This window comes from Novosphingobium sp. NPDC080210 (assembly GCF_050281025.1).
In the GTDB taxonomy this organism is placed as follows: domain Bacteria; phylum Pseudomonadota; class Alphaproteobacteria; order Sphingomonadales; family Sphingomonadaceae; genus Novosphingobium.
Window position 1 is genome coordinate 232,811 of the sequence record NZ_JBNNWL010000003.1, and the last position, 24,348, is coordinate 257,158.

25 protein-coding genes and 1 tRNA gene are annotated in these 24,348 nt (G+C 62.3%); 8 read left to right on the forward strand and 18 right to left on the reverse strand.

All coding sequences use genetic code 11. The features are described 5' to 3' along the window. Positions 1 to 867 precede the first annotated feature (867 nt). From ACQKOE_RS10080 to ACQKOE_RS10135, 12 genes are all read right to left on the reverse strand, one after another. A complete protein-coding gene (locus tag ACQKOE_RS10080) occupies positions 868 to 2,535 on the reverse strand; it encodes a toprim domain-containing protein (RefSeq protein WP_427512678.1) in 1,668 nt (555 codons plus the stop codon). A gap of 3 nt (positions 2,536 to 2,538) precedes the next feature. After that, on the reverse strand, positions 2,539 to 2,772 hold the full coding sequence (locus ACQKOE_RS10085; protein WP_427512679.1) for a hypothetical protein: 234 nt from the start codon (positions 2,770 to 2,772) through the stop codon (positions 2,539 to 2,541). Positions 2,773 to 2,931: 159 nt separating this feature from the next. Further along, complete coding sequence (locus ACQKOE_RS10090) at positions 2,932 to 3,186, reverse strand: helix-turn-helix domain-containing protein (protein WP_427512680.1); 255 nt, start codon at positions 3,184 to 3,186, stop codon at positions 2,932 to 2,934. Then, positions 3,183 to 3,419, reverse strand: coding sequence for a hypothetical protein (locus ACQKOE_RS10095; protein WP_427512681.1), 237 nt, complete (start codon positions 3,417 to 3,419; stop codon positions 3,183 to 3,185). Before ACQKOE_RS10095 ends, ACQKOE_RS10090 begins: the two co-directional genes overlap by 4 nt. A gap of 119 nt (positions 3,420 to 3,538) precedes the next feature. Beyond that, positions 3,539 to 4,099 (reverse strand): glycoside hydrolase family 108 protein, encoded by a 561-nt coding sequence (locus ACQKOE_RS10100; protein WP_427512682.1) that lies wholly within the window; start codon positions 4,097 to 4,099, stop codon positions 3,539 to 3,541. Between the two features lie 43 nt (positions 4,100 to 4,142). Continuing rightward, positions 4,143 to 4,577 carry a hypothetical protein gene (locus ACQKOE_RS10105; RefSeq protein ID WP_427512683.1) on the reverse strand — a complete coding sequence of 145 codons (435 nt, stop codon included), beginning with the start codon at positions 4,575 to 4,577 and terminating at the stop codon, positions 4,143 to 4,145. Next, positions 4,555 to 5,106: a hypothetical protein gene (locus ACQKOE_RS10110; RefSeq protein WP_427512684.1), complete on the reverse strand. Its 552-nt coding sequence runs from the start codon at positions 5,104 to 5,106 to the stop codon at positions 4,555 to 4,557. Before ACQKOE_RS10110 ends, ACQKOE_RS10105 begins: the two co-directional genes overlap by 23 nt. Before the next feature lie 111 nt (positions 5,107 to 5,217). Further along, on the reverse strand, positions 5,218 to 5,394 hold the full coding sequence (locus tag ACQKOE_RS10115) for a hypothetical protein (protein WP_427512685.1): 177 nt from the start codon (positions 5,392 to 5,394) through the stop codon (positions 5,218 to 5,220). A gap of 26 nt (positions 5,395 to 5,420) precedes the next feature. Beyond that, the gene (locus tag ACQKOE_RS10120; RefSeq protein ID WP_427512686.1) at positions 5,421 to 8,051 is read right to left on the reverse strand and encodes a DNA-directed RNA polymerase; all 2,631 of its coding nucleotides are present in this window, start codon (positions 8,049 to 8,051) and stop codon (positions 5,421 to 5,423) included. Between the two features lie 288 nt (positions 8,052 to 8,339). Continuing rightward, a tRNA-Leu gene (locus ACQKOE_RS10125) sits at positions 8,340 to 8,424 on the reverse strand. 109 nt (positions 8,425 to 8,533) lie between these two features. Beyond that, positions 8,534 to 8,815 carry an integration host factor subunit beta gene (locus ACQKOE_RS10130; protein WP_374592075.1) on the reverse strand — a complete coding sequence of 94 codons (282 nt, stop codon included), beginning with the start codon at positions 8,813 to 8,815 and terminating at the stop codon, positions 8,534 to 8,536. 148 nt (positions 8,816 to 8,963) lie between these two features. Then, the gene (locus tag ACQKOE_RS10135) at positions 8,964 to 9,308 is read right to left on the reverse strand and encodes a GntR family transcriptional regulator (RefSeq protein WP_374592077.1); all 345 of its coding nucleotides are present in this window, start codon (positions 9,306 to 9,308) and stop codon (positions 8,964 to 8,966) included. Positions 9,309 to 9,497: 189 nt separating this feature from the next. On the opposite strand from ACQKOE_RS10135, the gene ACQKOE_RS10140 reads away from it, so the two are divergent. The 5 genes from ACQKOE_RS10140 to ACQKOE_RS10160 all read left to right on the forward strand — a co-directional run bounded on the left by ACQKOE_RS10140 (position 9,498) and on the right by ACQKOE_RS10160 (position 15,355). Next, positions 9,498 to 11,048: a peptide MFS transporter gene (locus tag ACQKOE_RS10140; RefSeq protein WP_427512687.1), complete on the forward strand. Its 1,551-nt coding sequence runs from the start codon at positions 9,498 to 9,500 to the stop codon at positions 11,046 to 11,048. 25 nt (positions 11,049 to 11,073) lie between these two features. After that, the gene (locus ACQKOE_RS10145) at positions 11,074 to 12,486 is read left to right on the forward strand and encodes an amidohydrolase (RefSeq protein WP_427512688.1); all 1,413 of its coding nucleotides are present in this window, start codon (positions 11,074 to 11,076) and stop codon (positions 12,484 to 12,486) included. Further along, a complete protein-coding gene (locus ACQKOE_RS10150) occupies positions 12,483 to 13,778 on the forward strand; it encodes an amidohydrolase family protein (protein ID WP_427512689.1) in 1,296 nt (431 codons plus the stop codon). Before ACQKOE_RS10145 ends, ACQKOE_RS10150 begins: the two co-directional genes overlap by 4 nt. A 79-nt stretch (positions 13,779 to 13,857) precedes the next feature. Next, positions 13,858 to 14,541 carry an NnrU family protein gene (locus tag ACQKOE_RS10155; protein ID WP_427512690.1) on the forward strand — a complete coding sequence of 228 codons (684 nt, stop codon included), beginning with the start codon at positions 13,858 to 13,860 and terminating at the stop codon, positions 14,539 to 14,541. Between the two features lie 64 nt (positions 14,542 to 14,605). Beyond that, positions 14,606 to 15,355: a hypothetical protein gene (locus ACQKOE_RS10160; RefSeq protein ID WP_427512691.1), complete on the forward strand. Its 750-nt coding sequence runs from the start codon at positions 14,606 to 14,608 to the stop codon at positions 15,353 to 15,355. Positions 15,356 to 15,578: 223 nt separating this feature from the next. Here the strand turns inward: ACQKOE_RS10160 and dxs are convergent, their stop codons facing one another. From dxs to rpe, 6 genes are all read right to left on the reverse strand, one after another. Next, positions 15,579 to 17,501 carry a 1-deoxy-D-xylulose-5-phosphate synthase gene (gene dxs / locus ACQKOE_RS10165; protein WP_427512692.1) on the reverse strand — a complete coding sequence of 641 codons (1,923 nt, stop codon included), beginning with the start codon at positions 17,499 to 17,501 and terminating at the stop codon, positions 15,579 to 15,581. A gap of 82 nt (positions 17,502 to 17,583) precedes the next feature. Next, on the reverse strand, positions 17,584 to 18,051 hold the full coding sequence (locus ACQKOE_RS10170) for a Fur family transcriptional regulator (protein WP_427512693.1): 468 nt from the start codon (positions 18,049 to 18,051) through the stop codon (positions 17,584 to 17,586). 38 nt (positions 18,052 to 18,089) lie between these two features. Further along, a complete protein-coding gene (locus ACQKOE_RS10175) occupies positions 18,090 to 18,272 on the reverse strand; it encodes a hypothetical protein (RefSeq protein ID WP_427512694.1) in 183 nt (60 codons plus the stop codon). 135 nt (positions 18,273 to 18,407) lie between these two features. Continuing rightward, positions 18,408 to 19,997 carry a bifunctional phosphoribosylaminoimidazolecarboxamide formyltransferase/IMP cyclohydrolase gene (purH, locus tag ACQKOE_RS10180; protein WP_427512695.1) on the reverse strand — a complete coding sequence of 530 codons (1,590 nt, stop codon included), beginning with the start codon at positions 19,995 to 19,997 and terminating at the stop codon, positions 18,408 to 18,410. Positions 19,998 to 20,117: 120 nt separating this feature from the next. Continuing rightward, a complete protein-coding gene (locus ACQKOE_RS10185; RefSeq protein WP_427512696.1) occupies positions 20,118 to 21,986 on the reverse strand; it encodes a heparinase II/III family protein in 1,869 nt (622 codons plus the stop codon). A 3-nt stretch (positions 21,987 to 21,989) separates the two neighbouring features. Continuing rightward, positions 21,990 to 22,652 (reverse strand): ribulose-phosphate 3-epimerase, encoded by a 663-nt coding sequence (gene rpe, locus ACQKOE_RS10190; protein ID WP_374591265.1) that lies wholly within the window; start codon positions 22,650 to 22,652, stop codon positions 21,990 to 21,992. 158 nt (positions 22,653 to 22,810) lie between these two features. Between rpe and ACQKOE_RS10195 the strand changes: the two genes are divergently transcribed. The 3 genes from ACQKOE_RS10195 to ACQKOE_RS10205 are packed head-to-tail and all read left to right on the forward strand — an operon-like array spanning position 22,811 to position 24,322. Continuing rightward, positions 22,811 to 23,662, forward strand: coding sequence for a hypothetical protein (locus ACQKOE_RS10195; RefSeq protein ID WP_427512697.1), 852 nt, complete (start codon positions 22,811 to 22,813; stop codon positions 23,660 to 23,662). Further along, entirely contained in the window at positions 23,659 to 23,928 is a 270-nt protein-coding gene (locus ACQKOE_RS10200; RefSeq protein ID WP_427512698.1) for a PqqD family protein, read from the forward strand. The genes ACQKOE_RS10195 and ACQKOE_RS10200 overlap by 4 nt, the downstream gene beginning before the upstream one ends. After that, a complete protein-coding gene (locus tag ACQKOE_RS10205; RefSeq protein WP_427512699.1) occupies positions 23,921 to 24,322 on the forward strand; it encodes a lasso peptide biosynthesis B2 protein in 402 nt (133 codons plus the stop codon). The genes ACQKOE_RS10200 and ACQKOE_RS10205 overlap by 8 nt, the downstream gene beginning before the upstream one ends. The last annotated feature ends 26 nt before the right edge of the window (positions 24,323 to 24,348 follow it).

A 24,348-nucleotide genomic window follows, 5' to 3' on the forward strand; every position in this document is an offset into this window, starting at 1 on the left:
GCGGTTCTGTCCGCTATCGGTTTGGTTTGACCACCGCTCGACCATCTTCCCGTTGTTAAGGACCATGCGGCCTGGGAAGCGAAGCGCTGGGTCAAGAGGAAGCGGCGGTAAGCCCTTCAGCCAAAGACAGGTCTTCTTGGAAGCGTCATGTCCGAACTGATAGGGCTGGATGATTTGATCTGGTTTGCGGATACGGGAGCTTATGCAGCTTACCGGGTTCTCAATGGCTATCTTAGGGATCGGAGCGTCCATGAGTAGCCTGACGAACTCCAAGCCTTCTTCGGTCTTGGCCGCTCGTTCAGGGTTCCTCTTGTTCCAGTGCAGACCAGAGACCGTCAGGTACGTACAAGGGGGATGGGCAATCATAAGGTCCCAACCATCGTACAGTACGTCTTTGACATCCCCTTGGTAGTGGGGACCTGGCTTCAACGAAGGAAGAAGATCACAGGATAGTGCTTCATGACCTCTTGCGATGAAGGCATCACGAACCGTCCCGCTAAACTCGCAGGATATTAGAACTTTCAAATTGTACTCTCATGTGGTGGGGGAAATATGGACCTAGTGTCCCCCGGCACCGTGCAGTCACACGCTCTAGACTGGCGCTGCATCCCTATGGTGCGCCCGCCTAACCCCCGCAGCTTCAGAGGCCGTGGGGTGAGACTATTACAAGGCGGAGGGGTCCTGACGGGTTACGAGACTGAGAGGCGGCAATTGGTCCCTAAGTCTCTGGGCTTCGCGCTCTGCCCTTTGGAGGGCGAGAGCATCGTTTACGGACTTGAACTCACCACGGTCCCTGCGGGACTTGAGGTGGTGGATCAGTTTGGACTTAGCGCGTAGGTCAGCGAAGAGTGTGCGGACATCCATTGGTTAAACTTCCAATGTCTGACCCTTGCTCTGGAAGAACTCATCCGGGTCCTCCTCAGCCTTGGGGAACAGACACTCGGAGATAAGTCCGGTGGTCGTGTCGTATCCAAGGGTGATGGTCTTGCCGTTAGCTCTCCCGGTGTAGCGGTCCTTCAGGCAACGAAAGGTTGTCTGCTGGGCTATCTCAGGGTCATCGTGTTGCGGATTGCGCTCTAGGCCGAACGCGAAGTGCGCCCAGAAGCCGATTGCACGGGAGCCTTTGAAGTGACGGAGCATGACGCGACCGCCCTCTTCGTGAGGCTTTCCTTCCGGGGTTGCGAGGTGGGAAATGACATGGATTACCACTTCCAGTTCCTGCGCCATCAGGGCGAGTTCCTTGGTGATAATCTCCAAGCTCTCGCGTTCCTTTGAGGGATCAGCGAGGGCTGTCAGGTGGTCCAGGTAGAAGTGCTTTACGCCTAGGCCGTGGGCCATGAAGCGCATACGGGCCTTGATCTGCTCCCATGACGCAGAGGCGAAGTTACCTCCCAGGAATAGCTTCCCGGTGGCTTCGACCTTGCGGAAGGCATCATCCAGTTCCTCTTGGGTCCAGCTTCCATCGGGGATGTGAAACTGCTTACCGAAGATTTTGCCAAGGATGCGCTTACCTGTCTCGCTTGGAGGTTGTTCAAGATAGATACAGGCAGTGGGTATCCCTAGCTGCATGATGTCGTAGCTGATCTGCTGGGTAAAGAAGTCGGTCTTCCCTACGCCCGTCCCTGCGCCGAAGTAGTAGACCTCACCGGCCCTGCGGCCAAAGGTCAGCTCAGTCAGCTTATCCAGAAACCAAGGTGTCCCCATCTCCACAGGAGCGAGAACGTCTTCCTTGATGTCAGACAGGGTGAAGACCCCATCAGGCTGATAGGGCTTTGCGTTCCAGAAGGCCGAAGTGATGGCGCTAGGCTTCCCAGCGACAAGGGCCTCATTGGCATCCTTGAAGCCTTCGATAGTAGCTATGTGCGTCTTGCCGATAGGCAGGAGTTCAGCACAGGCTTCTACAGCCTTACGTCCCGGCTCATCGTCATCGAACATGAGGACGATCTTGTCGAACTCGCAGACCCATTCGTAGTGACGCTTGATGTCGTTCACTGCGTTCCCTGCGCCACCGCTTAGGGAGACTACAGGGTACTTGTGGTCCTGAACCTGGGAGACGGACATAGCGTCCAGTTCCCCCTCAGTGATGATGAGGGAACGCCTGTCCCCACGCCACAGATGCTGACCAAAGAGGGGCAGCTTGGTCCCTTCAGCCTTGAGGACCGGGAAGTCCTTACCGGCTGTGCGGACCTTCTGGGCTACCAGTTCCCGTGTAACGGGGTCCCGGTAGTGGGCGAAGTGACATGGGTTGCCGTTGAACTCCCCGATCCCATAGTCCCAGATGCGGCAAGTCTTCTCAGACAGACCACGCTTGGGGAGACCGGAGATTTCGTAGTGGATGGGGTTGAAGGAGGTGCGCTTGGGCGTGAAGTCGCTTTGCGCTTTCTCACCGTCTGCTGGTTCAAAGTAGTCGCAGGACGGCGAGAAACAGTAGGCATGGCCGTCAGAGTAGCGGCCCAGGTTGTCTTTGGACCCACAGCTAGGGCAGGGTTCCTTACCAACAAAGACGCTACCATCAGCGCCGTCTTGGTCTTTCATGGGTTACTTAGTCAGTCCAGATACACGGTGAAGGAGCTTGTAGGCGGTGTCCAGGTCAGCGTCCGCTTTGCGGATAGCTGCTTCAAGGGCTGCACGGGCTTCAGCCATGTCAGAGAGACGGTCGGTCTGCTGGTCAATGCTGCGGCTGATAATCGTTTCCGCGAACCCTACGCCCTTGACCAAGGTAGCGGTCGAGGGGGTGAACAGGTTCTGGAAGAAGGCGATGATCTTATTCATTCAGTGTTCCTAATTGTCAGGAATACCTGAGGGCTATGCCGACCGAGATGGCTAAGGCCCACGCGATCAGCATTAGGCCCCCAAGGTAGTAGATGTCGTAAGGCTCAAACCGGGAGTAGTTCGGATCGTCTGGATCGTCGGGGTCCGGTTGGCGGAACATCAGTCTTCCAGCGAGTAGCGCATATAACGCTGGCCGGTGATCGGGTGCATCTTCCAGCTACCTACGATGTTGAAGCCAGCTTCGCGGAGGTCCTTGATGCGGCGCGGGAGCGACTGGACGCTATGGTCGAGGATAGCTTCACGCAGGGTGATCGAACCGGCCTTCTGGATATGCTTCAGGACCGTCTGGGCCTGGGGAGACAGGGCGGCAATGTTGGGCTTAGGTGCCTTGCGGCTGCGAGTGTTCTTCTTCACTTGGCTTCTCCTGTCTTAACGACAGTGACCATTTCGGAGATGATGTGCGGGATGTCGGAAACGATGAGTTCCTTCAGGTCCAGAACGAACTCGCGGAGGAAGTCGAAGATGTGATGGAGGGTCCCCACGACAACCGATGCTGCGAGGAGGACCGGGAAGAAGATCAGGGATACGGCGGCACGAACGCGGCGCTGGGCCTTGGTGCCACCCTTGCGGATAAAGGTGTCAAGCATGAGTTATTTCGTCTTTCGCTTTGCGGAGACAAGGAGGAATGCGGGCGGGTTTGACCGGAAGTCTGCGAGGGCCTTGAGGTCCAAGCCGTAGTCGGTCAGTAGGACAGCGTTTGCTGGGGTCACGAAGGCAACTCCACGCGGTTCATAAGCCAGCCAAAGAGGAAGGCTTCGTTTGTAGGGCGGCTCTCAGCGAGTGAGATGTACCGTGCGCCCTGGAGGCAGTTGAGGGCCTTCAGGAGAACCGTTTCGGTATCTTCCAGACCGCGCTTCTTGATGAGACCCTTGAGGGCGTTGATGGTGCCGGGGCCGATCTTTCCGTCTACGGTGATGTCAGCGTAGTCCTTGCCTTGGTTGTTGAGGGCGTTGAGGGACTGTTGGAGGAACTTGGCGGCAACGGCAGGTCCCATGTTGACACCAGTGTCAAAAAGCTCTGCTGCCACTGAAGGGACCCCTGCGTCTGCGACAAGTCCGAAGCCGGGGGTGTAGAAGTATTGCTTACGGTAGATTTCAAGGGCCTGATCCTTGGTCAGATCACGCATGGACCCGGTGTAGCCATTCGCTACTGCGGTGGCCTTGGTGATCCCGAAGTTCGTCTCGCCCCCAGCATCGCGGGGGTCGTTGACGTAGCCCCCCTCGACCCGGAGGAGGTCGGAGAGCATCTGGTTTACGTTGATTGTCATAAAGTCGCGTCCTCTCTCGGTCTCTAGGCCGAGGGGTTGGGGGTTATTTGCGGGTTGGTTTTTCCTTCAGCCACGCATCAGGGATGAGCTTTTCGTCCCACTTGAACCCATGATGGTCGGCCCAATTCGCATGGGTCGTAGGAGACCCTTTGTAGATCGGGGCGTTGGCGCGGCTGAAGACTAGCCGGATGTCGAGGTCAGGGTGTTGCTGCTTGATGAGCAAGTGCTTCTTGCGGTCATCAGCATCGAAGATACCCTTGCTCTCCACGATGATACCGTTGTCGAGGAGAACGAAGTCCGGGGTGTAGGTGGCTTGGCGCTCAGGGACTGTGTAGGTGATCTTCAGCTTCTCGTAGTCAAAGGGGATACCCTTGTCCGAGAGGTCGTCTGCGATCTTCTTTTCCAGCCCTGAGCGGAAGCCGTTAGCTAATCTAGGTGCCTTTCCCGCAGCCCGATTAGATGTCCAAGGCCGACCCATTGGTCGCCCCATCGTCTTCGTCGCCATCGTCTGCGGCATCGAAGCTGTCATCAGCATCGTCCGAGGGTTCGTAGACGTAGCCGTCTTCAACTTCCTCGAAATCGAAGCTGTCATCCGAGAGGGACTTCACGCGAACCTGGTGAAGCTGGAAAGAGACGCCCTTGTCGAACTCGACCAGGTAGCCAGCGAGGGCCAGCGTCGAGCCGCCACGGATGCGAACGTCCTTGCCGACCTTGTTGCCCTTAACGTCCATAACGAGAGGGGCGTACTGGGACTTGGCCGAGAACGTGATGGTTCCTGCGTCTTCGTCAATCTCGAAGGGCATATACTTCTTGAGACCGGCCTTGCCATGAATGTCTTCGGCAGCGGCCTTGATGCGCTCTACAGCAGCGAGAGCCGTGGGGCTGTCGATCTTGCAGACGATCTTGGTCTTATACTTGTTGTCCGCGTACTTCCCCTTGGTGTCAGGACTGGAAATGTGCGGGTACTGTGCAACGCCATACGGCGAGGTGAACTTAACTTTCTTCAAGTGAACTTCTGTTGGCTTAAGGTGTGAAAGAAAAGACCCTCCTAGTTCTAGACTAAGAGGGCCTTAGAGGGCTTTAGGAGGTCCAGAGCGGTCTCTGGGTATGTCGGGGTTTTATTCCTTGATCGTGGAGATTTCACCAAATGAGAGGGGATTTTCCTTGAACTCAGGGACCACCCTATTGAGCGTAACGATCAGGGCTTCCATGCCCCAGGCCCCAAGTGCGGGGAAGGTTGCGAGGTGACGCAGAAGTTCGATCTGCGCCCCTCTTTCTTTGCTGGTGTTGGCCATAGTAGAGAGAACTCGATAGTAGAGAGTTAGGCGAAGGCATAGTGAGCATGGAGGACCACAGAGAGGTCCATGTCACCCTTAGCCGGGATTGCGGGGAGCTTTTCGATCCCTGCGTCACTGAGGACGGACTTGGCGTAGGCCAGCACTTCCTCAAACGGACAATAGTTGTCGTACATTTCCACGAAGCTCTCCCGGATGATGTCGAAGAAGCGTTGGGTCTTCCCAGCGTGAACTCCGAAGCTGTCGTGGATCAGGGCGAAGTCACACATCCCTTCGTACTCAGCGTTCAGGACGGTCAGCAGAAGGTGTGAACCATCCATAGAGTGAATGACGTTGGGAGCTACAGCCGACCGGGCCTTGTCCTTGTCGATACGGCTAGTGGGCTTGGTACGGATGTTTGCGCGGACCCTGCGAAGCACAATGTTGTCCCCGGTGATCTTGTCGTGAGACGAAGCCTTAAGGACGGGCATGGAGCGGTCGTAGAGGTTCAACTGGACTTCCTTGACATCCCACACGCTGTACTTGTGCATGACAGGAAGACCGAGAGGAGTGGACCAGATCAGGGGCTTCGCTTCGTGGGCGAGGGTTCCCGCAAGGCGCTTGAAGAACTCCATGCCTTCGGTTGCCTTGGTCACGGTCATGGTCACGGCTTGCCATACCTTAGCAGCGATGTAGCCAGCGGCAGCAAACCCACCGTCCAGATCGTCACTGACTTCCCCGGTGTCTTTGTTGACCCGGTGGATGGCGTAGGGGTTGGCTTCAAGGCGACCAAGGAAGACCTTCTCGTTAATCGGCCCCATCAGGTCAGTCATAAGCTGCTGACGGAAACCGAACTGCTCCGAGGAGTAGGCGAAGGTCATGACGTTGCGCTTCACGATGGAGCGGTTGATCCCTGCTGCAAGGCAGACCTGGGCCAGTACGTTCCCTTCGGCGGCTTCAGCTTGCATGGCTGCTACCACCAGTTTCGAGATAGTGTTGTAGAGGTCCGAGGGCTTGGCTGCGGGGGTCAGGGAGACCAAGGACGCTTCGCTCTCCGAACGCAGGGCAGCAGCGTAGTGCTGAAGACCGGAGTTAGACCCATCCAGGGCTACGGCGAGATAGGACACGAAGTCTTCACTGCGTCCGGTAGCTACCCAGCGGGCATATTCCATACAGGCGGCGACGAACATGAAGGGGCTATCCGCTTGCTTCCAGAGGTCCACGGTAGCCTTAGGGTCGTTCCCTACGGCAAGGATCATCTGCTCGTTGTCCTCGACCCACTGAAGGCGGGTGTCGAAGTCTTCCTTGGAGACCTTATCGAAGTCCCCGCAGTTAGCTAGGTGGACCGAAAGCCACGCAATGCCGAACTCTCCCAGAGGCTCACCGTTGGCGAACTGGAACATGGCCTTGATGTGGTCTGCCCGCTGGTGGTTGAAGTGCGGCACTGGGTACACACGGCCCCGGAAGTCTAGGTTGTGGGGAAGCCAGAACTGTTGGTAGGCGGTGAGTTCCTTTGCGGTCTCTAGGTCACGCAGCAGGACCGCTTGGTCCGATACGATCCCACGGTTGCGCTTGTGGATACCAGCAAGGATGAGGCGGTGGGCCTTGCGCTGCTGGGGGGACATAGCTTCCCACTCTTCCGCGTCGATCTTGGCAGGGACAGGGCGAAGTTCAGGCGAAGGTAGCCCAAGGTCTTCGATCCCGGCGTTGAAGGCCCACTCGACCAGATCAAGGATAGGCTGGTTGATGGCCCAGGAAGTGTTCTGGACAGCGTTCACTGCCTTCAGAACGTAGGACATCTGACCGTCTGCGATGGCTTGCTTTACGAGGGCCTTGTGGTCCTTGTTGTAGGTGCGGACCAGCTTCACCGTGCGGGCGGAGCGTTCTTCATAGTAGCAGCCGGTGTCAAAGTCGGCCCAAGGACGCGGAGGGACCACCATAGGGCGGTGGATGGGCTGCATCCATGCCATGCTTTCACGAAGCTGGCCGAATAGCTGAATGCCCTCTTCGGTCAGGCGAATGACGGTTTGGGTATTGTTGCGGGCTACCGGGATAGTGACCATTTCGATCAGGTCCGGGAGAGCGAGGAGGACAGCGTTGACCAGAGGTTCAGCGATGCGGAGCTTGTGGTCCTGCGCCCACGATTGGTGTTCAGGGAGGTGTTCGGAGGTCAGCTTGTTGAAGACCTTCTTGCGGTTGCGGGCGCTGCCTTGGCGCTGGGTCACTTCCTTGATGCGCTTGGCGACCTTGCGACCTTGGGCTTCCTCAATGTCGAGAGCGATGAGTTCAGCTTCGACCTGACCGCCGATCACGGTCTGGATTGCGGTGATGGTGTGTTCTTCAGTGATCCCGGCGAACACTGAGTTCAGCGACAGGAAGGCGAGAAGGTCAGCGTCGAAACGCTTCAGGACTGCGAGGGCGGCGTGGCGCTTGCCCCGGCCACCGTGGTCGTTGGCTTCGATCCAGGCGTTGATCTGCTCTGCTACGAGAGGGATGGACCCACGGATCATCTTGACTGCTTCAGCGCTCGACTGGCCACCAAGGTTATCTACGGCTGACTGCTGCTGCTTGATGTAACGGTTGTAGCCATCCTGGGAGGCGCGGAGTTCGATAGTCCGCTGGGCTTCGATCAGGGTGGCGGTGTCATTGGCGGAGGTAGTCAGGACCTGTGGCTGCATCTTGGCAACTCCTGTTCTTTGGGTGCTTAGGGTATGTCGGGGTTTTATTCCCTGATCTTGGATGTTCCTAGATCGTGGTATGTCTCCATACGCATTACTGCTGTGGGTTAGCAAGAGGGTTTTTTTGGCTGGGCTGTGGAAAAGTAAAAAAGGCCCCTGAAGAACGAATCCTCAGGAGCCTTTAGGATCGGGAGGAAACCCGGAGGAGGGGGAGATTCCCCCACCCCTTCGTCCCCCACCTTGATACTGTATCGAAGGGTCTGAACCCGAAAAGTCCAGCCTTTTGAATGGTGCGGACGGTGGGACTCGAACCCACACGATCAGGGATCAGGGGATTTTAAGTCCCCGGCGTCTACCATTCCGCCACGTCCGCATCGGCATTCGCCATAAGGGCAAGTGGCGGAATTCGGAACCCATTTCGTCGTCCCGGGCTGGGCCCGGGACAACAGGTCGCCCGGCCCGGACGCGGGCCGGGCCAAGTCTCAGTCGGCGTTCAGGCGGGCGCGCATTTCCTTGCCCGGCTTGAAATAGGGAACGCGCTTGCCCGGCACTTCCACCGAATCGCCGGTGCGCGGATTGCGGCCCTTGCGCGGATCGCGGGCGCGGGTGGAAAAGGCGCCAAAGCCGCGCAGTTCGACGCGGCCACCCGAAGCGAGCTTCTGGCCGATTTCATCAAAGAAGGTCGAAACGATCTTTTCGACTTCTTCGGTACGCAGTTCGGGGTTTTCCCGCGCAAGGGCGGACACGAGTTCGGAACGGATCATTACACACGCCTTTCGCGGACCGGCAAACCGGTCCTCCCAAATCAATGGATAAAAGCGCGGTACGGCTTCCGACCCGGTACAAGCAGCACTGCACGGGCATCTTTTGCCAAATCCGGATCGGATTAGCAATTGTCAAATAGTGCCAAAGCTAGGAAATTTCGGCGAGAAGTTGTGCCGGAGCGATACCCAGCCGTTCGATCCGCCGACGAATTGCCGGCCATTCGACTGACAGGAACTGCTCGCGTTCGCTGCTGCGCAGCTTTTCCGCAGCGCCGCGCGCCACGAACATTCCCACTCCGCGCTGGACCTCGACCAGCCCGTCCAGCTGGAACTGCTGATAGGCCTTGGCAACGGTCAGCGGATTGGCCCCCTGGTCGGCTGCGAATGCACGCACCGATGGCAGCATCGACCCTTCCGGATAGGAACCGTCGATGATCGCGGCGGCGATCTTGTCGCGCAGCTTCAGATAGACGGGCTTGCTGTTGTCGGCCATAGGTGCAGCAGTGCCATAATACAGCGGTGCAGGCAAGGGCTCATGCCCCTTTGGACAGGCCCTCACACCGCGCAATAAAGCAACAAGCCAGACGAATTTCGCTTCACAGCCGCGAAATCCCGGTTAGTCTCCCGGCCCATGTTGCGGCACCCCGGCGTGCCGCGCGAACTGTTGTTCGGGGAGCTGTTAATGAAAGACATGGGCTTGTGGAACGAAGCCGACTGGATCGCAGCGATTGCGGTCGTCGTGCTGGGAGTGTTCCTCGCCATCGGCGGCAAGATCGCCATCCAGAAAGAACCGGAATTCGCAGGCCATCCCAAGGGCCTGTACATGCTGTTCTTTGCCGAGATGTGGGAGCGCTTCTCCTACTACGGCATGCGCGCACTGCTGATTTTCTACCTGACCAAGCACTGGCTGTTCAGCGACGGCAAGGCCAACCTGATCTATGGCGCCTATACCAGCCTGGTCTATATCACCCCGGTCCTGGGCGGCTACTTGGCCGACCGCTATCTGGGGCAGCGCAAGGCCGTGCTGTTCGGCGGGCTCTTGCTGGCCATCGGTCACGGCCTGATGGCGGTGGAAGGCAATGGCGGGCAGACCGACCCGGCTATCAACGTGTTCTGGGCGGCCCTGGCCTTCATCATCGTCGGCTCGGGCTTCCTCAAGGCCAACATTTCGGTGATGGTCGGACAGCTCTACAAGCTGACCGACGTGCGCCGCGACGGAGCCTACACCATCTTCTACATGGGCATCAACGTGGGCGCCGCGATCGGCACGATCCTGGTCGGCTACCTGGGTGAGACCATCGGCTGGGGCTATGGCTTCGGCCTGGCCGGGATCGGCATGCTGGTCGGCCTGATCGTCTTTGTCCTGGGCAAGAACGTGCTGGGCGGCGCCGGCGAGGCTCCGGCCCCGCTAGCCAAATCGCGCGAGATGATGCTCTACGGCATCGGCATTGCTTCGGTCGCGGTGATCTGGGGCCTGGTCCAGTACCAGTCGGTGATCCAGACCCTGCTGGTCATTTCCGGCGTGGCCCTGCTTGGCTATGTCCTCTACGAAACCTTCAAGCTGCCCAAGGAGCCGCGCGAGCGGATGTTCGCGGTGCTGTTCCTGATCAGCCTCAACCCGCTGTTCTGGGGCCTGTTCGAACAGGCCGGCGGATCGATGAGCCTGTTCACCGACCGCTATGTCGATCGCGGCGCTACGCCGGCCTCGTTGTTCCAGTCGATCAACCCGATCTACATCATCATGCTCGCCCCGCTGTTCGCCGGGCTGTGGCAATGGCTGGGGCGGCGCGGCAAGGAACCTTCGGCACCGGCCAAGTTCGGCCTGGCCCTGGCGCAGATGGGCCTGGCCAACCTGGTGCTGGTCTGGGGTGCGGAAGCTTACGGCATTGCCGCGATGACCCCGGTGATCTTCGTCTTCCTCTACTACCTGCTGGCCACCACGGGTGAGCTGTGCCTGTCCCCGGTCGGCCTTTCGGCCATGAACCGGCTGGCACCCAGCTACCTCGCTTCGCTGATCATGGGCGCATGGTTCTACATGACCGCGGTCGGCAATTTCGTGGCGGGCAAGATCGGCGAAGCGACCGGCGGCCATGGCGGCGAAATGAGCAAGGAAAAGCTGCTGGAGATCTATGCCCTGTTCGGCTGGATCTCGATCGGCGCCGCCGTGGTCGTGCTGCTGCTTTCGCGCATCGTGAAGGGGTGGATGCACCTCGACACGCTTGAAGACCGCTAAACCATTCATTGAAGGAGTTGTGACCATGCGGGGGCTTCGCCGTACGCTATTGGGGGCTGCTGCCTGCGCCCTGGTGCTTGGCACCGGGCCGGGTCTGGCCAAGGACAAGAAGAAGGATGAAAGCCCGGCGGAGAAGGCCGCGCGGGATTTCAACAAGGATCCCTATCCGTCCAGCTATCGCCCCTATCCATCCCACACCACGCTGATCACGGGGGCGACCGTGTTCGACGGCGCGGGCCGCAAGATCGAGGGCGGCGCGGTGCTCATCCGTGATGGCAAGATCGCCGCCGTAGCAGACAGCGTCGCCGGTCTGGACGTGCCTTCCGATGCGGTGCGGATCGACGGGACCGGCAAGTTCGTCACGCCCGGCATCATCGATGCACACAGCCACCTGGGCGACTATCCCAGCCCGGGCGTAGAGGCTCATTCCGACGGCAATGAACTGACCAACCCGACCACGCCGCAGGTCTGGGCCGAACATTCGGTCTGGCCGCAGGATCCCGGTTTCTCGCGCGCGATGGCCAATGGCGGCGTTACCGCGCTGCTCGTCCTGCCCGGCTCGGGCAACCTGATGGGCGGTCGCGGCGTGGTGCTGAAGAACGTTCCGGCGCGGACCATGCAGGGGATGAAGTTCCCCGGCGCGCCCTACAGCCTGAAGATGGCCTGCGGCGAAAACCCCAAGCGCGTTTATGGCGCCAAGGGCCGCGCCCCTTCGACCCGCATGGGCAACCTGGCGGTCAACCGCGAAACCTGGATCAAGGCGCAGGAATACCGCTTCAAACGGGACGCCGGAAAGCTGGAAAGCCGCGACCTTGCCATGGAAACCCTGGCGGGCGTGCTGGACGGCGAAATCCTGGTCCAGAACCACTGCTACCGCGCCGACGAAATGGCCATTGTCCTCGATATGGGCAAGGAATTCGGCTACAAGGTCAGCACGTTCCACCACGCGGTGGAATCGTACAAGATCGGTGACCTGCTCGCCGCGGCCGGCACCTGTAGCGCGGTCTGGGCCGACTGGTGGGGCTTCAAGATGGAAGCCTATGACGGCATCCCGGAAAATGCCGGACTGCTCTACAAGGCCGGGGCCTGCGTCGTGATCCATTCGGACGACGAAAACGGCATCCAACGCCTCAACCAGGAAGCGGCCAAGGCCCAGGGCGATGCACGCCGGATCGGCGTGGACGTCTCCGATGCAGAAGTGGTGCGCTGGCTGACGCTCAATCCGGCCAAGGCCATCGGCATCGACAAGCTGACCGGCAGCCTGGAGGCAGGCAAGGCGGGCGACGTCGTGCTGTGGAACGGCAATCCGCTGTCGGTCTATTCCCGCCCCGAAAAGGTCTGGGTCGATGGCGCGCTGCTGTTTGACGCGAACGATCGCAAGCGCCGCGCGGTGAGCGACTTCGAACTTGGCCAGCCTGGTGAAGGAGACGTGAAATGAGCGCCCGCCGCATGACTGCAGCTCTTGCAGCGCTGCTCGCCTGCACTGCCGCTCCGGCCCTGGCCCAGACGGTCGCCATTACCGGGGGCAAGGTGGTGATCGGCGATGGTTCCGATCCGATCGAGGGCGGCACGGTCCTGGTCCAGAACGGCAAGGTGGTTGCCGTCGGACGCAACGTGGCCGTTCCTGCCGGGGTGCCAAAGGTCGACGCCAGCGGCAAATGGGTGACGCCCGGCTTGGTCGTCGCCGTGACCGACATCGGCCTCTATGACGTCGAAGCCGTGGGCGACAGCAACGATTCCGGTGCTGACAAGAGCCCGTTCAGCGCCAGCCTGGACATCAGCCAGGCGATCAACCCGGACGCCCAGCACATCAAGGTCAGCCGCGCCGGGGGCGTGACCCGCGCTGCGATCGCACCGATCGGCACCGACCAGATCTTTGGCGGGCAGGGCGCAGTGATCGACCTGGGAGCCGATCCCGATCCGGTCGTGGCCGCGCGCGCGTTCCAGTATGTGGAACTGGGCGAAACCGGCGCATCGCGCGCCGGGGGCAGCCGCGTCGCGGCCTGGGCCGAACTGCACAATGCCCTGACCGAGGCAAAGGAGCTGTCGCTGGCCCCCGCCGGGCCGCGCCGTGACGACGTGATGCTGAACCGGCGCGATGCGCAGGCGCTGATCGCGGTGGTGACCGGCCGTCAGCCGCTCTACGTCCATGTCGAACGGGCGGCGGACATCCGCATGGTGCTTGGCCTGCGCAAGGAATTCCCGCTGATCAAGCTGGCCATCGTCGGCGCGACCGAAGGCTGGATGGCGGCGAGCGAGCTGGCTGCCGCCGGTGTCCCGGTCTTTGCCACGCCGCTCAACGACCTGCCCGCCAGCTTCGAGCAATTGGGCGCAACCCAGTCCAACGTTGGCCGGATGAAGGCGGCAGGGGTGAAAGTCTCGCTGGGCGCCTTCTTCGACCAGCCGCGCTATGCCCCGCAATATGCCGGCAACCTGGTCGCGCTGGGCAAGGTTCCAGGGGCCAGCGGCCTGACCTGGAACCAGGCCTTTGCCGCGATCAGCTCGGCTCCGGCCGAGGCCATGGGCATGGGCGACCGGTTCGGCTCGCTCCGTCCGGGCCGCGCGGGCGACGTGGTAATCTGGGACGGCGACCCGCTGGAAGTGACCAGCGGCGTGGCCAAGGTGTTCATCGACGGGGTGGAACAACCGCTCAAGAGCCACCAGACCCAGCTGCGCGACCGCTATCTGAACCCGGTCGAGGGCGCGCTGCCCAAGGCCTATGACTGGTAAGTCGCCCCCCCATTTCGGGCTTGCAACCAGCCTATGATCTGATACCCCATGTTGACGCCGTCAACATGGGGTATCTCGTATGACTGACGCATTTGCCGGACTGGTAGCCGCCGCCGTCGCTTTTGTTGGCACCCACTTTGCCCTGTCCCATCCCTTGCGGGCGCCGCTGGTCCGCATGGCCGGAGACAAGGGCTTTCAGGCCGCGTACTCGCTCGTCGCCTTTGCCACCCTGGGCTGGTTGGTCGTGGCCTTCCGCGCCGCCACCGGAGGCGCGATGCTGTGGGATGGATTTGCCAGCGCGCCGTGGATCGCGGCAACCGTCCTGATGCTGGTCGCATCGGTCCTGCTGGTCGGATCGTTCATGGGCAATCCAGCACTCCCGGCTCCCAATGCTGCCGAGGTCGCGGCGCGGGGACCGCACGGCGTGTTCCACGTGACCCGCCATCCCATGATGTGGTCGTTCGCCCTGTGGAGCGCCAGCCACCTGCTGGTCAGCCCCACCCCGCGCGTCTTGGTGCTGACCCTGGCCATTGCCGCGCTGGCGCTGATCGGATCGCACCTGCAAGACCGCAAGAAGCAGGTACTGATGGGCCACGCCTGGGCGGATTGGGAAGCAAAGACCAGCTACTGGCCCCGGCTGGGCGGTCTGGCCAAGGCGGGAGCGGTGCCTTGGCTGGGCGGCATGGCCCTATGGCTGATCGCCAGCTGGGCGCATGGCCCGCTGATCGCTGTTCCGGCAGGGGCGTGGCGCTGGATCGGTTGATCCCTAAAACTGCTTGAATTCAAACGTATAGCCGTCGCATACCACCTTTCTTTGGGTCGGTGTGATGATTGCCAACTGGACTTTGAACTGGGGCTCCGTCCCGGACTGGCTGATGGCCGGCATCGCCGGGGTGGCCGCCTGGATCGCCCTCTCGCAACTGCGGTCCGCCGCATCCGCCGCGCGCGACCAGGCCCAGATCGCGCGGGCAAGCTTGATCCTCGAACTCGACCGGGATTTTGAATCCCCCGAAATGCGGGAATCGAGAACCGCGCTGCGGAGTCTGCGCAACGAGATTGAATCGTTTACCCGCCGGGAGCACCGCGACCTGGACAACGACGCTCTGCACGAGGAGATGAACCGGAACTTTTCGCGCTACATGAACGCGCTCTGGCGGGATTTCCGCAAGGCGGACCGGAAAGTGACGAACAATTCGCTGGAATCGCTACTCAAGCTTCATCTCGACAACCAAGCCAGCGATGAAGGGGCAATCCAGCCGCACGAACGCGCTGGGATTCAGTACCTGCGCCTCACCCAGATTCTCGGCTGGCTGGAACGGGTGTCACATCTGGTTCACCAAGGCCTGATCCCGAAGGAGGACATATTCCTGCTTTACGATGCCCTGTTCATCGAGATGGGGAAATGGTTTTCCGGGCACATCAAGCTGCGGCAAGAGGACGGTCCCAAGCGCAACCCCGATTTCATGCGGCTGACGCTGCAACTGTGCGCTGAAATGGAGGCAAAGCGCCTCGCTAACCAGAAGGAGGCGGAAAAGATTCCCCGTACCGGCGGCGGCGGAGTCCGGGCTTTCGGGTAAGACCCACAAGTCCGCGCGCCCGATCCTGCTGGAATCGGGCGCCGTGAACTTAGTCGAGTTCCTTGTTGCGCATCTTCTACTCCTCTGCCGGAGAGCTAGGTCCACATCCATGAACCTGCGATGATTGTCTGGCCTGCTCACAGTCCAGCAAACCTGTGAAAATGATGTTAGTGCAGCTTAAGTGTGTAGGCAAACACAATAAACCGGGACCGCACTGGCCAGATCAGGCCCGCGCTTCCTCTACCCCGGCCGAGTTGTGGCGCAGCGCCTTGAGCGCGGCGTCGACGATATGCGGGGCGTTGAGGCCGGCGGCGTCGTACTGCTTGTCCGGGCTGTCGTGGTCCTGGAAGGCGTCGGGCAGGCGCAGGGTGCGGATTTTCAGGCCCGCATCGGTCAGTCCCTCGTCACTCGCCATGGTCAGGACATGCGCGCCGAGGCCGCCGATGCTGCCTTCCTCGACCGTCAGGACAACCTCGTGCGTCGCCATCAGCTGGCGGATCAGCGCGGTGTCGAGCGGCTTGGCAAAGCGCAGGTCGGCCACCGTGGTGGAAAGGCCCCTGGCCTCCAGCTGGTCCGCTGCCTTGAGCGCTTCGGCCAGGCGGGTGCCGAGCGAGAGGATCGCGACCTTGCTGCCCTGGCGGACGATCCGGCCCTTGCCGATTTCAAGCTGCTGCGGAACTTCCGGCAGGTCCACGCCCACGCCGTTGCCGCGCGGGTAGCGGAAGGCAATCGGGCCGCTGTCATGCAGCGCGGCGGTATAGGTCATGTGGACCAGTTCCGCTTCGTCCGCTGCCGCCATAACCACCATGTTGGGCAGGCTGGCCAGATAAGTGATGTCGAACGAACCGGCGTGGGTTGCCCCGTCAGCGCCGACCAGTCCGGCGCGGTCGATCGCAAAGCGCACCGGCAGGTTCTGGATCGCCACGTCGTGGACCACCTGGTCATAGGCACGCTGGAGGAAGGTGGAGTAGATCGCGCAGAACGGGCGCATGCCCTGGGCCGCCAGACCGGCCGCGAAAGTGACCGCGTGCTGTTCGGCAATGCCCACGTCGAACGAGCGGTCCGGGTGCGCCTTGGCGAACTTGTCCACTCCGGTGCCGCTGGGCATGGCCGCTGTGATCGCGCAGATCCGGGGATCGCTGTCCGCCAGCTTGGCCAGGGTTTCGCCGAACACGTTCTGATAGGCTGGAGCCTTGGCCGGAGCCTTGACCTGTTCGCCGGTGATCACGTCGAACTTCTGCACGCCGTGATACTTGTCGGCGCTCGCTTCGGCCGGGGCATAGCCCTTGCCCTTTTGCGTCACGACATGGATCAGGCAGGGCCCTTCTGCGGCATCGCGCACGTTCTCCAGGACCGGGATCAGCTGGTCCAGGTTGTGCCCGTCGATCGGGCCGACATAGTAAAAGCCCAGTTCCTCGAACAGAGTCCCGCCCATGGCCATGCCGCGGGCGAATTCGTCGGTCTTCTTGGCGGCGCGGTGAAGCGGTTCGGGCAATTTGCGCGACAGGCGCTTGGCAATCTCGCGCAGCGACAGGAACGGGCGCGAGGAAACCAGCCGCGCCAGATAGGCCGAAAGCCCGCCGACCGGCGGCGCAATCGACATGTCGTTGTCGTTCAGGATCACGATCAGGCGGTTTCCGGCCTCTGCCGCGTTGTTCATCGCCTCATAGGCCATGCCCGCGCTCATCGCGCCGTCGCCGATCACGGCAATGCCCTTGCCCGGCTGGCCCGACAGCTTGTTGGCAATGGCAAAGCCCAGCGCGGCGGAAATCGACGTGGAGCTGTGGGCCGTGCCGAACGGATCGTATTCGCTCTCGCTCCGCTTGGTGAAGCCGGACAGGCCGCCGCCCTGGCGCAGGGTGCGGATCCGGCTGCGGCGACCGGTGATGATCTTGTGCGGATAGGCCTGGTGGCCCACGTCCCAGACCAGCTTGTCGTCCGGCGTGTTGAAAACGTAGTGGAGCGCGACCGTCAGCTCGACCACGCCCAGGCCCGAACCCAGGTGCCCGCCGGTGGTACCCACCGCGCTGATCATCTCGGCGCGCAATTCGTCCGCCAGCTGGCGCAGCTGACCCGGTTCAAGCCGGCGCAGGTCGGCAGGAACGTCGACAGTGTCGAGGAGCGGCGTTGCCGGGGTGGTGCTCATGTTCGCGCCTTATACATTGGTTTCCACCGTGTCGATTGACACTAAAGTGCAGAAGGGGTGAATGGACGGTGTCAGACGCGCCCTAATTGCACGCGCTGCAAATGCCGCGCAGCTCAACCACCGGGCGGATATCGGCAAATCCGGCGCCCCGTGCAGCCTCTACCAAGGCGCCGGTCATCCCGTCGTCATCCAGGTGCGTGGCCCGTCCGCAGGAATCGCAGATCAGGAAAATGCAATCGTGGCGGCAGCCGGGATGCGGATTGGCGATATAGGCATTCGCGCTTTCGATTCGCCGCGCCAGGTTGGACGCCACGAACAGGTCGAGGATGCGATAGACCGAATTGGCGGCCACCCGCTTGCCCCGCGCCTGCGATACCGCTTCGGCAATGTCATAGGCCGAGGCCGGACGCGGCTGCGCAGCGAGAGCGGCAAACACTTCCTCGCGCATCCCGGTCCACTGCTCTCCGGCATCGACCAGAGCCTTGGCAGCCTCTGCCACCAGGCTCTGCCCGGTCGGTTCATGGTGATGGTGGTGATGCACGCTGGCCATGGGCCAGATATAGTCAGCCCGCAGCCGCTCCGCAAACTTTAGCGGTTGGAAGGCAGAGCCGGATCGACCAGCGTCTGGTCCGGCAGGACCGGAGCCGCACTGGCCGCCGGGATGACCAGCGGACGTTCGCTCTTCATGCTCATCCCCGCACCCAGCAGGGCAGCGCCCACGACAAAGCCGATGGCGAAGGAACGGAAGAGGTCGGCTTTGAACAGGCCCATTGGCGCGGCTACTCGGTAATCAGGTTAATGCTTGTGCGCTCTCGTGCAGAAGTTCTCCTTACCGTCCAGTGAATATGCCCTTCACTTCGCCGCCGCAGCGACGAGGTGAAGAGCTTATACGGTGAACGGTGGAACTCAGTGCCGGAAGTGACGCATTCCGGTAAAGACCATGGCCAGGCCCGCTTCGTCCGCGGCCTTGATCACGTCCTCGTCACGAATCGAGCCGCCGGGCTGGATGATCGCGGTCGCGCCTGCTTCCGCTGCGGCCAGCAGGCCATCGGCGAAGGGGAAGAACGCATCGGAAGCGACCGCGCTGCCGACCGTGCGGCTCTGCGCCCAGCCGAACTTTTCAGCGGCTTCGGCAGCCTTCATCGCGGCAATGCGCGAGCTATCGCGGCGGTTCATCTGGCCCGCGCCGATCCCGGCGGTAATGCCGTCCTTGGCATAGACGATCGCGTTCGATTTCACATGGCGCGCAACGGTCCAGGCGAACAGGCAATCCTTCAGCTCCTGCGCGGTCGGGGCACGCTTGGTCACCACCTTCAGGTCGGCTTCGGTAATCGCGCCATTGTCGCGGCTCTGGACCAGCAGGCCGCCCGTAATCGGCTTGACCGCCAGACCGCCACGGCGCGGATCGGGCAGGCTGCCGGTCAGCAGCAGGCGCAGGTTCTTCTTGCGCGAGAAGGCGGCGATGGCAGCTTCGTCCGCATCGGGGGCGACGACGACCTCGGTGAAGATTTCGCAGATCGCTTCGGCGGTCGGTCCGTCCAGCGGGACGTTGACCGCGACGATCCCGCCAAAGGCCGAAACGTCATCGCAGCGCAGCGCGCCCTGCCAGGCATCGAGCAGGCTGGAGCCCTGGGCGACGCCGCAGGGGTTGGCGTGCTTGACGATCACCACCGCCGGGTCCTGCCCCTTGAATTCGGCGCAGAGTTCCAGCGCGGCATCGGCGTCGTTATAATTGTTGTAGGACAGCTCCTTGCCCTGAACCTGCCGGGCCTGGGCGATTCCCTGTCCGTGCGGACCCTTGGGAATGTAGAGCGCCGCACGCTGGTGCGGGTTTTCGCCATAGCGCAGTTCTTCCGCGCGGGTGGCGGTGATCGCCAGCATTTCCGGGAAGACCTGCTGCTGGTCGGCAAAGGCAAACCACTGGCTGATCATGCTGTCATAGGCCGCCGTGGCGGCAAAGGCCCGCGCCGCCATCAGCTTGCGGAAGTCATAGCTGGTCGCGCCGCCGTTGGCTTCAAGTTCGGCCAGCAGGCCCGCATAGTCCGCCGGATCGGTGACGATCGTGACATAGGCATGGTTCTTGGCCGCCGAACGGACCATCGAGGGACCGCCGATGTCGATATTCTCGATCACCTCGTCGCGCTCCGCACCCTTGGCCACGGTCGCTTCGAACGGGTAGAGGTTGACGACGACCAGGTCGATCGCGCCAATCTGATGTTCCGCCATCGACGCGGCGTGCTCGGCATTGTCGCGCACGGCCAGCAGACCGCCGTGGACCTTGGGGTGCAGCGTCTTGACCCGGCCGTCCATCATTTCGGGAAAGCCGGTCAGTTCGGAAATGTCCTTCACCGCCAGGCCCGCATCGCGCAGCGCCTTGGCCGTGCCGCCGGTCGAAACCAGTTCCACCCCGCGCGCGGCAAGAGACTGGCCCAGTTCCACCAGTCCGGCCTTGTCGGATACCGAAAGCAGTGCGCGGCGGATCGTTACATTGGTCATCTGTCTAACTCCGTTTGCCCTGTCCCATTCGTACGAACAGCGACGAGGCAATCCAGAGCGTCAGGGTAAACGCCCTGGATTGCCTCGCTGCGCTCCCAATGACGAAAAAAGGGACGAAATCTAGCCCATTTTCTTCAGCAGCCAGGCGAAGTTGCCGCCGCCGCGGGAAACCAGCCCGGAAACAACGATCTGCTGGATCGCTTGCGGACGCCCGTGGCCATCGGCCCAGATGCTTTCCTCAACCGTCACCTGACCGCCGCCCGCGCGGAACTGCCAATAGGAACCATCGGGCAGGGCCAGGCCCACGCCCTGGCCGTCCTCACTCAGCCCCACTTCCACGCCGGGGCCAAGGTGGAAGCGGATGGCAAAGCCAACCTTGCCGTTCTTGCCCTTTTTCCCCGCCGGAATCAGCAGGTCTTCGCCGCGCAGCTCGGTGCCATCGTCGCGCAGGATCAGGATTCGCTGATGGGTCAGGCCGAACCGCCCGACATAGCCGTTGTGGCTGGCCTCAAGCCGGGTTGCCCCGCCCAGCTTCTCTGAGGTCAGGATGCGGCGGTCGATTTCCACTTCGGAAACGCCGCTGCCGATTTTGCCGTTGATCAGGATCGCGGTGGAATTGGCATCGTCGAGCACCAGGGTGGAATGAGCCGCCGTTGCGCGCAGACCCTGCTCCAGCCGGACCGGCATCAGCCCGCCAGCAGCTGCCGCGCCGCCGCAGTTGACCACCAGGCGGTGCCCGCCATGGCTGAATTCGAACGCAAGGGTAGAAGCGCAGCCCGAACGCGCGTGCTTGGCCAGCGGCGGCGGCGCAGCGTCGAATTGCAGGATGCCTTTTTGCGCGGCGACTCGCTGATAGCCCCACTGGCGCACGTCGCGCAGCGGGCGGGTGCGGACCCCGGTCGCAGCGATCAGCGCGCCGACCTCTGCCCCGTCAACCGCCCAGCCGCCCTGCCACGAACCCAGCGATCCATCGCCGTGGGTCAGGGCGAGCAAGGGCGGCACCAGCAGGGCCAGGATCGTTTCCAGGGCCTGGGGCGGATCGCGCCGCACGGCCTGGTAACAGGCCCGCAGCCGGACCAGCAGGGCAATCGCCTCCATCTGGGCAATCGGACTGCGCGACAGGACACCGCCATCGTCGCCGACCAGTTCGCCCAGCGCGCGGATCAGGCCAGCCTCGCCAAACAGGCGGCGCGGCTTGCCATCCGGAAGGAGCAGACCCGCCGCGACAATGCCGCACCAGCCGGTCACTTCGCCCAGCAAGTCATCGGCGCGAGTCACGTTCTTGTCGAGCCAGCGGGCCGTATCGGCCAAGGCCGTGAGAATACGGGCACGCAGCACCTTGTCGCTGCCCGACAGGATCAGCGGCGCGTGGACCAGCCAGTTCAGTTCGCGCAGCCCCGCATTGGCGACGGTCCAGGCCGGTCCCTTGCCGGGCCGCGCCGGCATTTGCGGATTGGCATTCAGCCAGGAGGCCAGGATCTGTTCGGCCACCGGGGCCACGGCCTCACGAGGGGCAGAGGCTTCGAGGTCGGCCAGCCAGGAAAACGAATGGACCACCTTTTCCAGCGGCGGAGAAAGCCGTGCGGCTCCGGCAAATTCGACCTGGGCGATCGGGGACTTCGCGCCGTGAACCAGGAAGTGACCGGCGCGCAGCGCGGTGCCAGCAACCTTGTGCCCCGGCAGCGGATTGATCACCGTGGCGAGAAGGCGCGGCTTGGCCTGCTTGCGGAACGGAGAGGCCAGCGCGGAGACCGGAACGCCCATGCGATAGGCGAGGCGCAACAGGCGCTCCCCCGCACCCAGCGCAGGGGGCGTGAAGTCGGCCAGGGCCAGCGCGCGGCCCGGCTCGATCACTTCGCCGCCGGCCGGAAAATTCGCCTCGTCCGTCACCAGTCCGCCCTCGTCCGAAGAGCCGAGCGGGATGGCAGGGCCATCGACCGCAAATTCATCGTCCTGGACCGAGCGGGAGGTTAGGACGCCGTCGCTCATCGCTCATCCCTCTCCCTTCAGGGCGGCGATGTTGGCGGCATAGTGATCAGGCCCGCCCTTGAAAGTGGCCGATCCGGCGACCAGCACGTCGGCCCCGGCATCGACGCACTGGCGCGCGGTAACCGCGTCGACGCCGCCGTCGACTTCCAGATGGATCTGCCGCCCGGTCTTGTCGATCTGCTTGCGAATCGCCTCGATCTTGCGCAGCTGGCTGGAAATGAAGCTCTGCCCGCCAAAGCCGGGATTGACGCTCATCACCAGGACCAGGTCGATCTCCTCGTACAGGTAATCGAGCATCTTGGCCGGAGTGGCAGGATTGAGCGAGACACCCGCCTTCTTGCCCAGGGCCTTGATCGCCTGGACCGTGCGGTGGGCATGGGGTCCGGCTTCCGGGTGGAAGGTGATGATGTCGGCCCCGGCATCGGCAAAGGCCTGAAGATAGGGATCGACCGGGGTGATCATCAGATGCACGTCAAACGGCTTGGCGCTGTGCGGACGCAGCGCCTTTACCACCATCGGGCCGATGGTGAGGTTAGGCACGAAATGCCCATCCATGACGTCAACGTGAATCCAGTCAGCCCCGGCGGCGTCGATGGCGCGCACCTCTTCGCCCAGGCGAGCGAAATCGGCAGAGAGGATCGAGGGCGAAATCAGCGGCGCGGGCATGGCTGTCGCAAGGCTCCTTTCCTTGCGATTAGACAGGGGCAATGGCGCGGGACAAGCGCCGCAAGCGGCTTTTCCACACGGTATTTCGATACTTGGCGCAATTTATGGGCAACCGGTCGCAATTGACCGGGCGCTGCCTTGCGGGCATTCGCCAATGCATGTCGCAACCCCATCTGGACCATCCCGGCCCGGCCCTGCTCAGCCATGAAGCGCGCGTGCGATATGGCTCCGTCCCGGGGGCAGACGCACCGGGCTGGTCGATGGGAATCGACGGCGAAATTTTCCAGCTGCGGACCGGCACGGGATACGCGCTGCTCTATCGCAAGGGCCAGGGCGTGACCATTGACCGGCACCCCGATGCGGACCCTGCGGAAGAAGAGCTCTGGCTGAACGGCAGCACCTATGCCGCGATTGCCGCCATGAACGGCTTCTTTCCGTTCCATGCCTCTGCCGTAGCGTGGCGAGGGAGAGCCTATGCGCTGGCGGGGCCAAGCGGCGCGGGCAAGTCCACCCTGGCCGCCGCACTCGGCGCACACGGCATGCCGCTGCTCTGCGATGACACGATGGTTCTGGACCTGGCGGGGCCTGGCGCGGCGCTTTGCCTTCCGGGACACAAGCGATTGAAACTGAAGCGAGATGCTTTGGACTTGACCGGAGCGGCGGCGACCGAAAAGGTGGGCGCCATGGTCGACAAGCATTATGCCGAGCCGCCTGCGGGGGCGGTCAACCAGGCCCTCCCCCTGGCCTGCATCCTGTTCCTGGAAACGGGCGACACGGTCCGGTTCGCGCCCGTCACCGGCGCACAGCGCATCGCGCGGCTGAACGACGATCACTACACAGCACACCTTTACGCAATGGCCCGGGGCGAGAGCATGCCCGCGCGGCTGACTCAGCTGGCCAGCATCGCCGTGCGCATTCCGATGGAGCGCTTTGCGCGGCCCATGGCGCGGGGGCGCTTTGCGGAAACCGTTGCTGCGGTCGCAGAGCGAATCCAGGGAATGCAGCCATGATCGCGCCGCTGATGAAGCAAGCAGGCCGCTTCAGCGAAACCACGGTTGATGGCGAAGTGGTGCTGCTGAACCTGGATGACGGGGCCTTCTTCTCCCTGACCGGTACTGCCGCCGAAATCTGGGCCCTGATCGATGGCGCGCGGAACCGCGAGGCGGTGATTGCAGAACTGGCGGCTCGCCACAATGCGGACCACGCCGCAGTCGCCGCTGATCTCGATCCGTTCCTCGCCGACCTGCAAGCCAGGGGCTTCCTAGCCGGTGCCTGAAACCTGGCTGGTCCGGCTGACCACGATCGAGGCAATGGCGGCGCTCGCCTTCGCCCGGCTGGCCATTGCCGTGATCCCGATGCGTGCCTGGACAGGCCATCTTGGCAAATGCGCAGGGGCACCGTCCGGCGATCGCATGGAAGCACTGCGGCTGGCGGCGCGAGTCAATCGCGCGGCCCTGCGCCTGCCCTTTGCGGTCAAGTGCCTGCCCCGGGCCATGGCGCTCAGCCTGATGCTGGGTCGTCGCGGGATTGCGCACCGCATGGTCATCGCCGCGCGCCCGGCCGGCCAAAGACAAGGAACCGATGCGCTTCACGCCTGGGTTGAAGTGGAACAGCAAGTGGTGCTGGGCGAACTGCCCGGTCCGTGGATCACGGTCCTCAGCCTGCCCTGAGCGGGCCATGTTTGCTTTTTTCGCTT

What these genes read in the sequence shown, in the direction of transcription:
- ACQKOE_RS10080 (WP_427512678.1), bottom strand. Translation starts at nt 2,535, where the DNA reads ATGAAAGACCAAGACGGCGCTGATGGTAGCGTCTTTGTTGGTAAGGAA.
- ACQKOE_RS10085 (WP_427512679.1), bottom strand. Translation starts at nt 2,772, where the DNA reads ATGAATAAGATCATCGCCTTCTTCCAGAACCTGTTCACCCCCTCGACC.
- ACQKOE_RS10095 (WP_427512681.1), bottom strand. Translation starts at nt 3,419, where the DNA reads ATGCTTGACACCTTTATCCGCAAGGGTGGCACCAAGGCCCAGCGCCGC.
- ACQKOE_RS10100 (WP_427512682.1), bottom strand. Translation starts at nt 4,099, where the DNA reads ATGACAATCAACGTAAACCAGATGCTCTCCGACCTCCTCCGGGTCGAG.
- ACQKOE_RS10105 (WP_427512683.1), bottom strand. Translation starts at nt 4,577, where the DNA reads ATGGGTCGGCCTTGGACATCTAATCGGGCTGCGGGAAAGGCACCTAGA.
- ACQKOE_RS10115 (WP_427512685.1), bottom strand. Translation starts at nt 5,394, where the DNA reads ATGGCCAACACCAGCAAAGAAAGAGGGGCGCAGATCGAACTTCTGCGT.
- ACQKOE_RS10120 (WP_427512686.1), bottom strand. Translation starts at nt 8,051, where the DNA reads ATGCAGCCACAGGTCCTGACTACCTCCGCCAATGACACCGCCACCCTG.
- ACQKOE_RS10130 (WP_374592075.1), bottom strand. Translation starts at nt 8,815, where the DNA reads ATGATCCGTTCCGAACTCGTGTCCGCCCTTGCGCGGGAAAACCCCGAA.
- ACQKOE_RS10135 (WP_374592077.1), bottom strand. Translation starts at nt 9,308, where the DNA reads ATGGCCGACAACAGCAAGCCCGTCTATCTGAAGCTGCGCGACAAGATC.
- ACQKOE_RS10140 (WP_427512687.1), top strand. Translation starts at nt 9,498, where the DNA reads ATGAAAGACATGGGCTTGTGGAACGAAGCCGACTGGATCGCAGCGATT.
- ACQKOE_RS10145 (WP_427512688.1), top strand. Translation starts at nt 11,074, where the DNA reads ATGCGGGGGCTTCGCCGTACGCTATTGGGGGCTGCTGCCTGCGCCCTG.
- ACQKOE_RS10150 (WP_427512689.1), top strand. Translation starts at nt 12,483, where the DNA reads ATGAGCGCCCGCCGCATGACTGCAGCTCTTGCAGCGCTGCTCGCCTGC.
- ACQKOE_RS10155 (WP_427512690.1), top strand. Translation starts at nt 13,858, where the DNA reads ATGACTGACGCATTTGCCGGACTGGTAGCCGCCGCCGTCGCTTTTGTT.
- ACQKOE_RS10160 (WP_427512691.1), top strand. Translation starts at nt 14,606, where the DNA reads ATGATTGCCAACTGGACTTTGAACTGGGGCTCCGTCCCGGACTGGCTG.
- dxs (WP_427512692.1), bottom strand. Translation starts at nt 17,501, where the DNA reads ATGAGCACCACCCCGGCAACGCCGCTCCTCGACACTGTCGACGTTCCT.
- ACQKOE_RS10170 (WP_427512693.1), bottom strand. Translation starts at nt 18,051, where the DNA reads ATGGCCAGCGTGCATCACCACCATCACCATGAACCGACCGGGCAGAGC.
- ACQKOE_RS10175 (WP_427512694.1), bottom strand. Translation starts at nt 18,272, where the DNA reads ATGGGCCTGTTCAAAGCCGACCTCTTCCGTTCCTTCGCCATCGGCTTT.
- purH (WP_427512695.1), bottom strand. Translation starts at nt 19,997, where the DNA reads ATGACCAATGTAACGATCCGCCGCGCACTGCTTTCGGTATCCGACAAG.
- ACQKOE_RS10185 (WP_427512696.1), bottom strand. Translation starts at nt 21,986, where the DNA reads ATGAGCGACGGCGTCCTAACCTCCCGCTCGGTCCAGGACGATGAATTT.
- rpe (WP_374591265.1), bottom strand. Translation starts at nt 22,652, where the DNA reads ATGCCCGCGCCGCTGATTTCGCCCTCGATCCTCTCTGCCGATTTCGCT.
- ACQKOE_RS10195 (WP_427512697.1), top strand. Translation starts at nt 22,811, where the DNA reads ATGTCGCAACCCCATCTGGACCATCCCGGCCCGGCCCTGCTCAGCCAT.
- ACQKOE_RS10200 (WP_427512698.1), top strand. Translation starts at nt 23,659, where the DNA reads ATGATCGCGCCGCTGATGAAGCAAGCAGGCCGCTTCAGCGAAACCACG.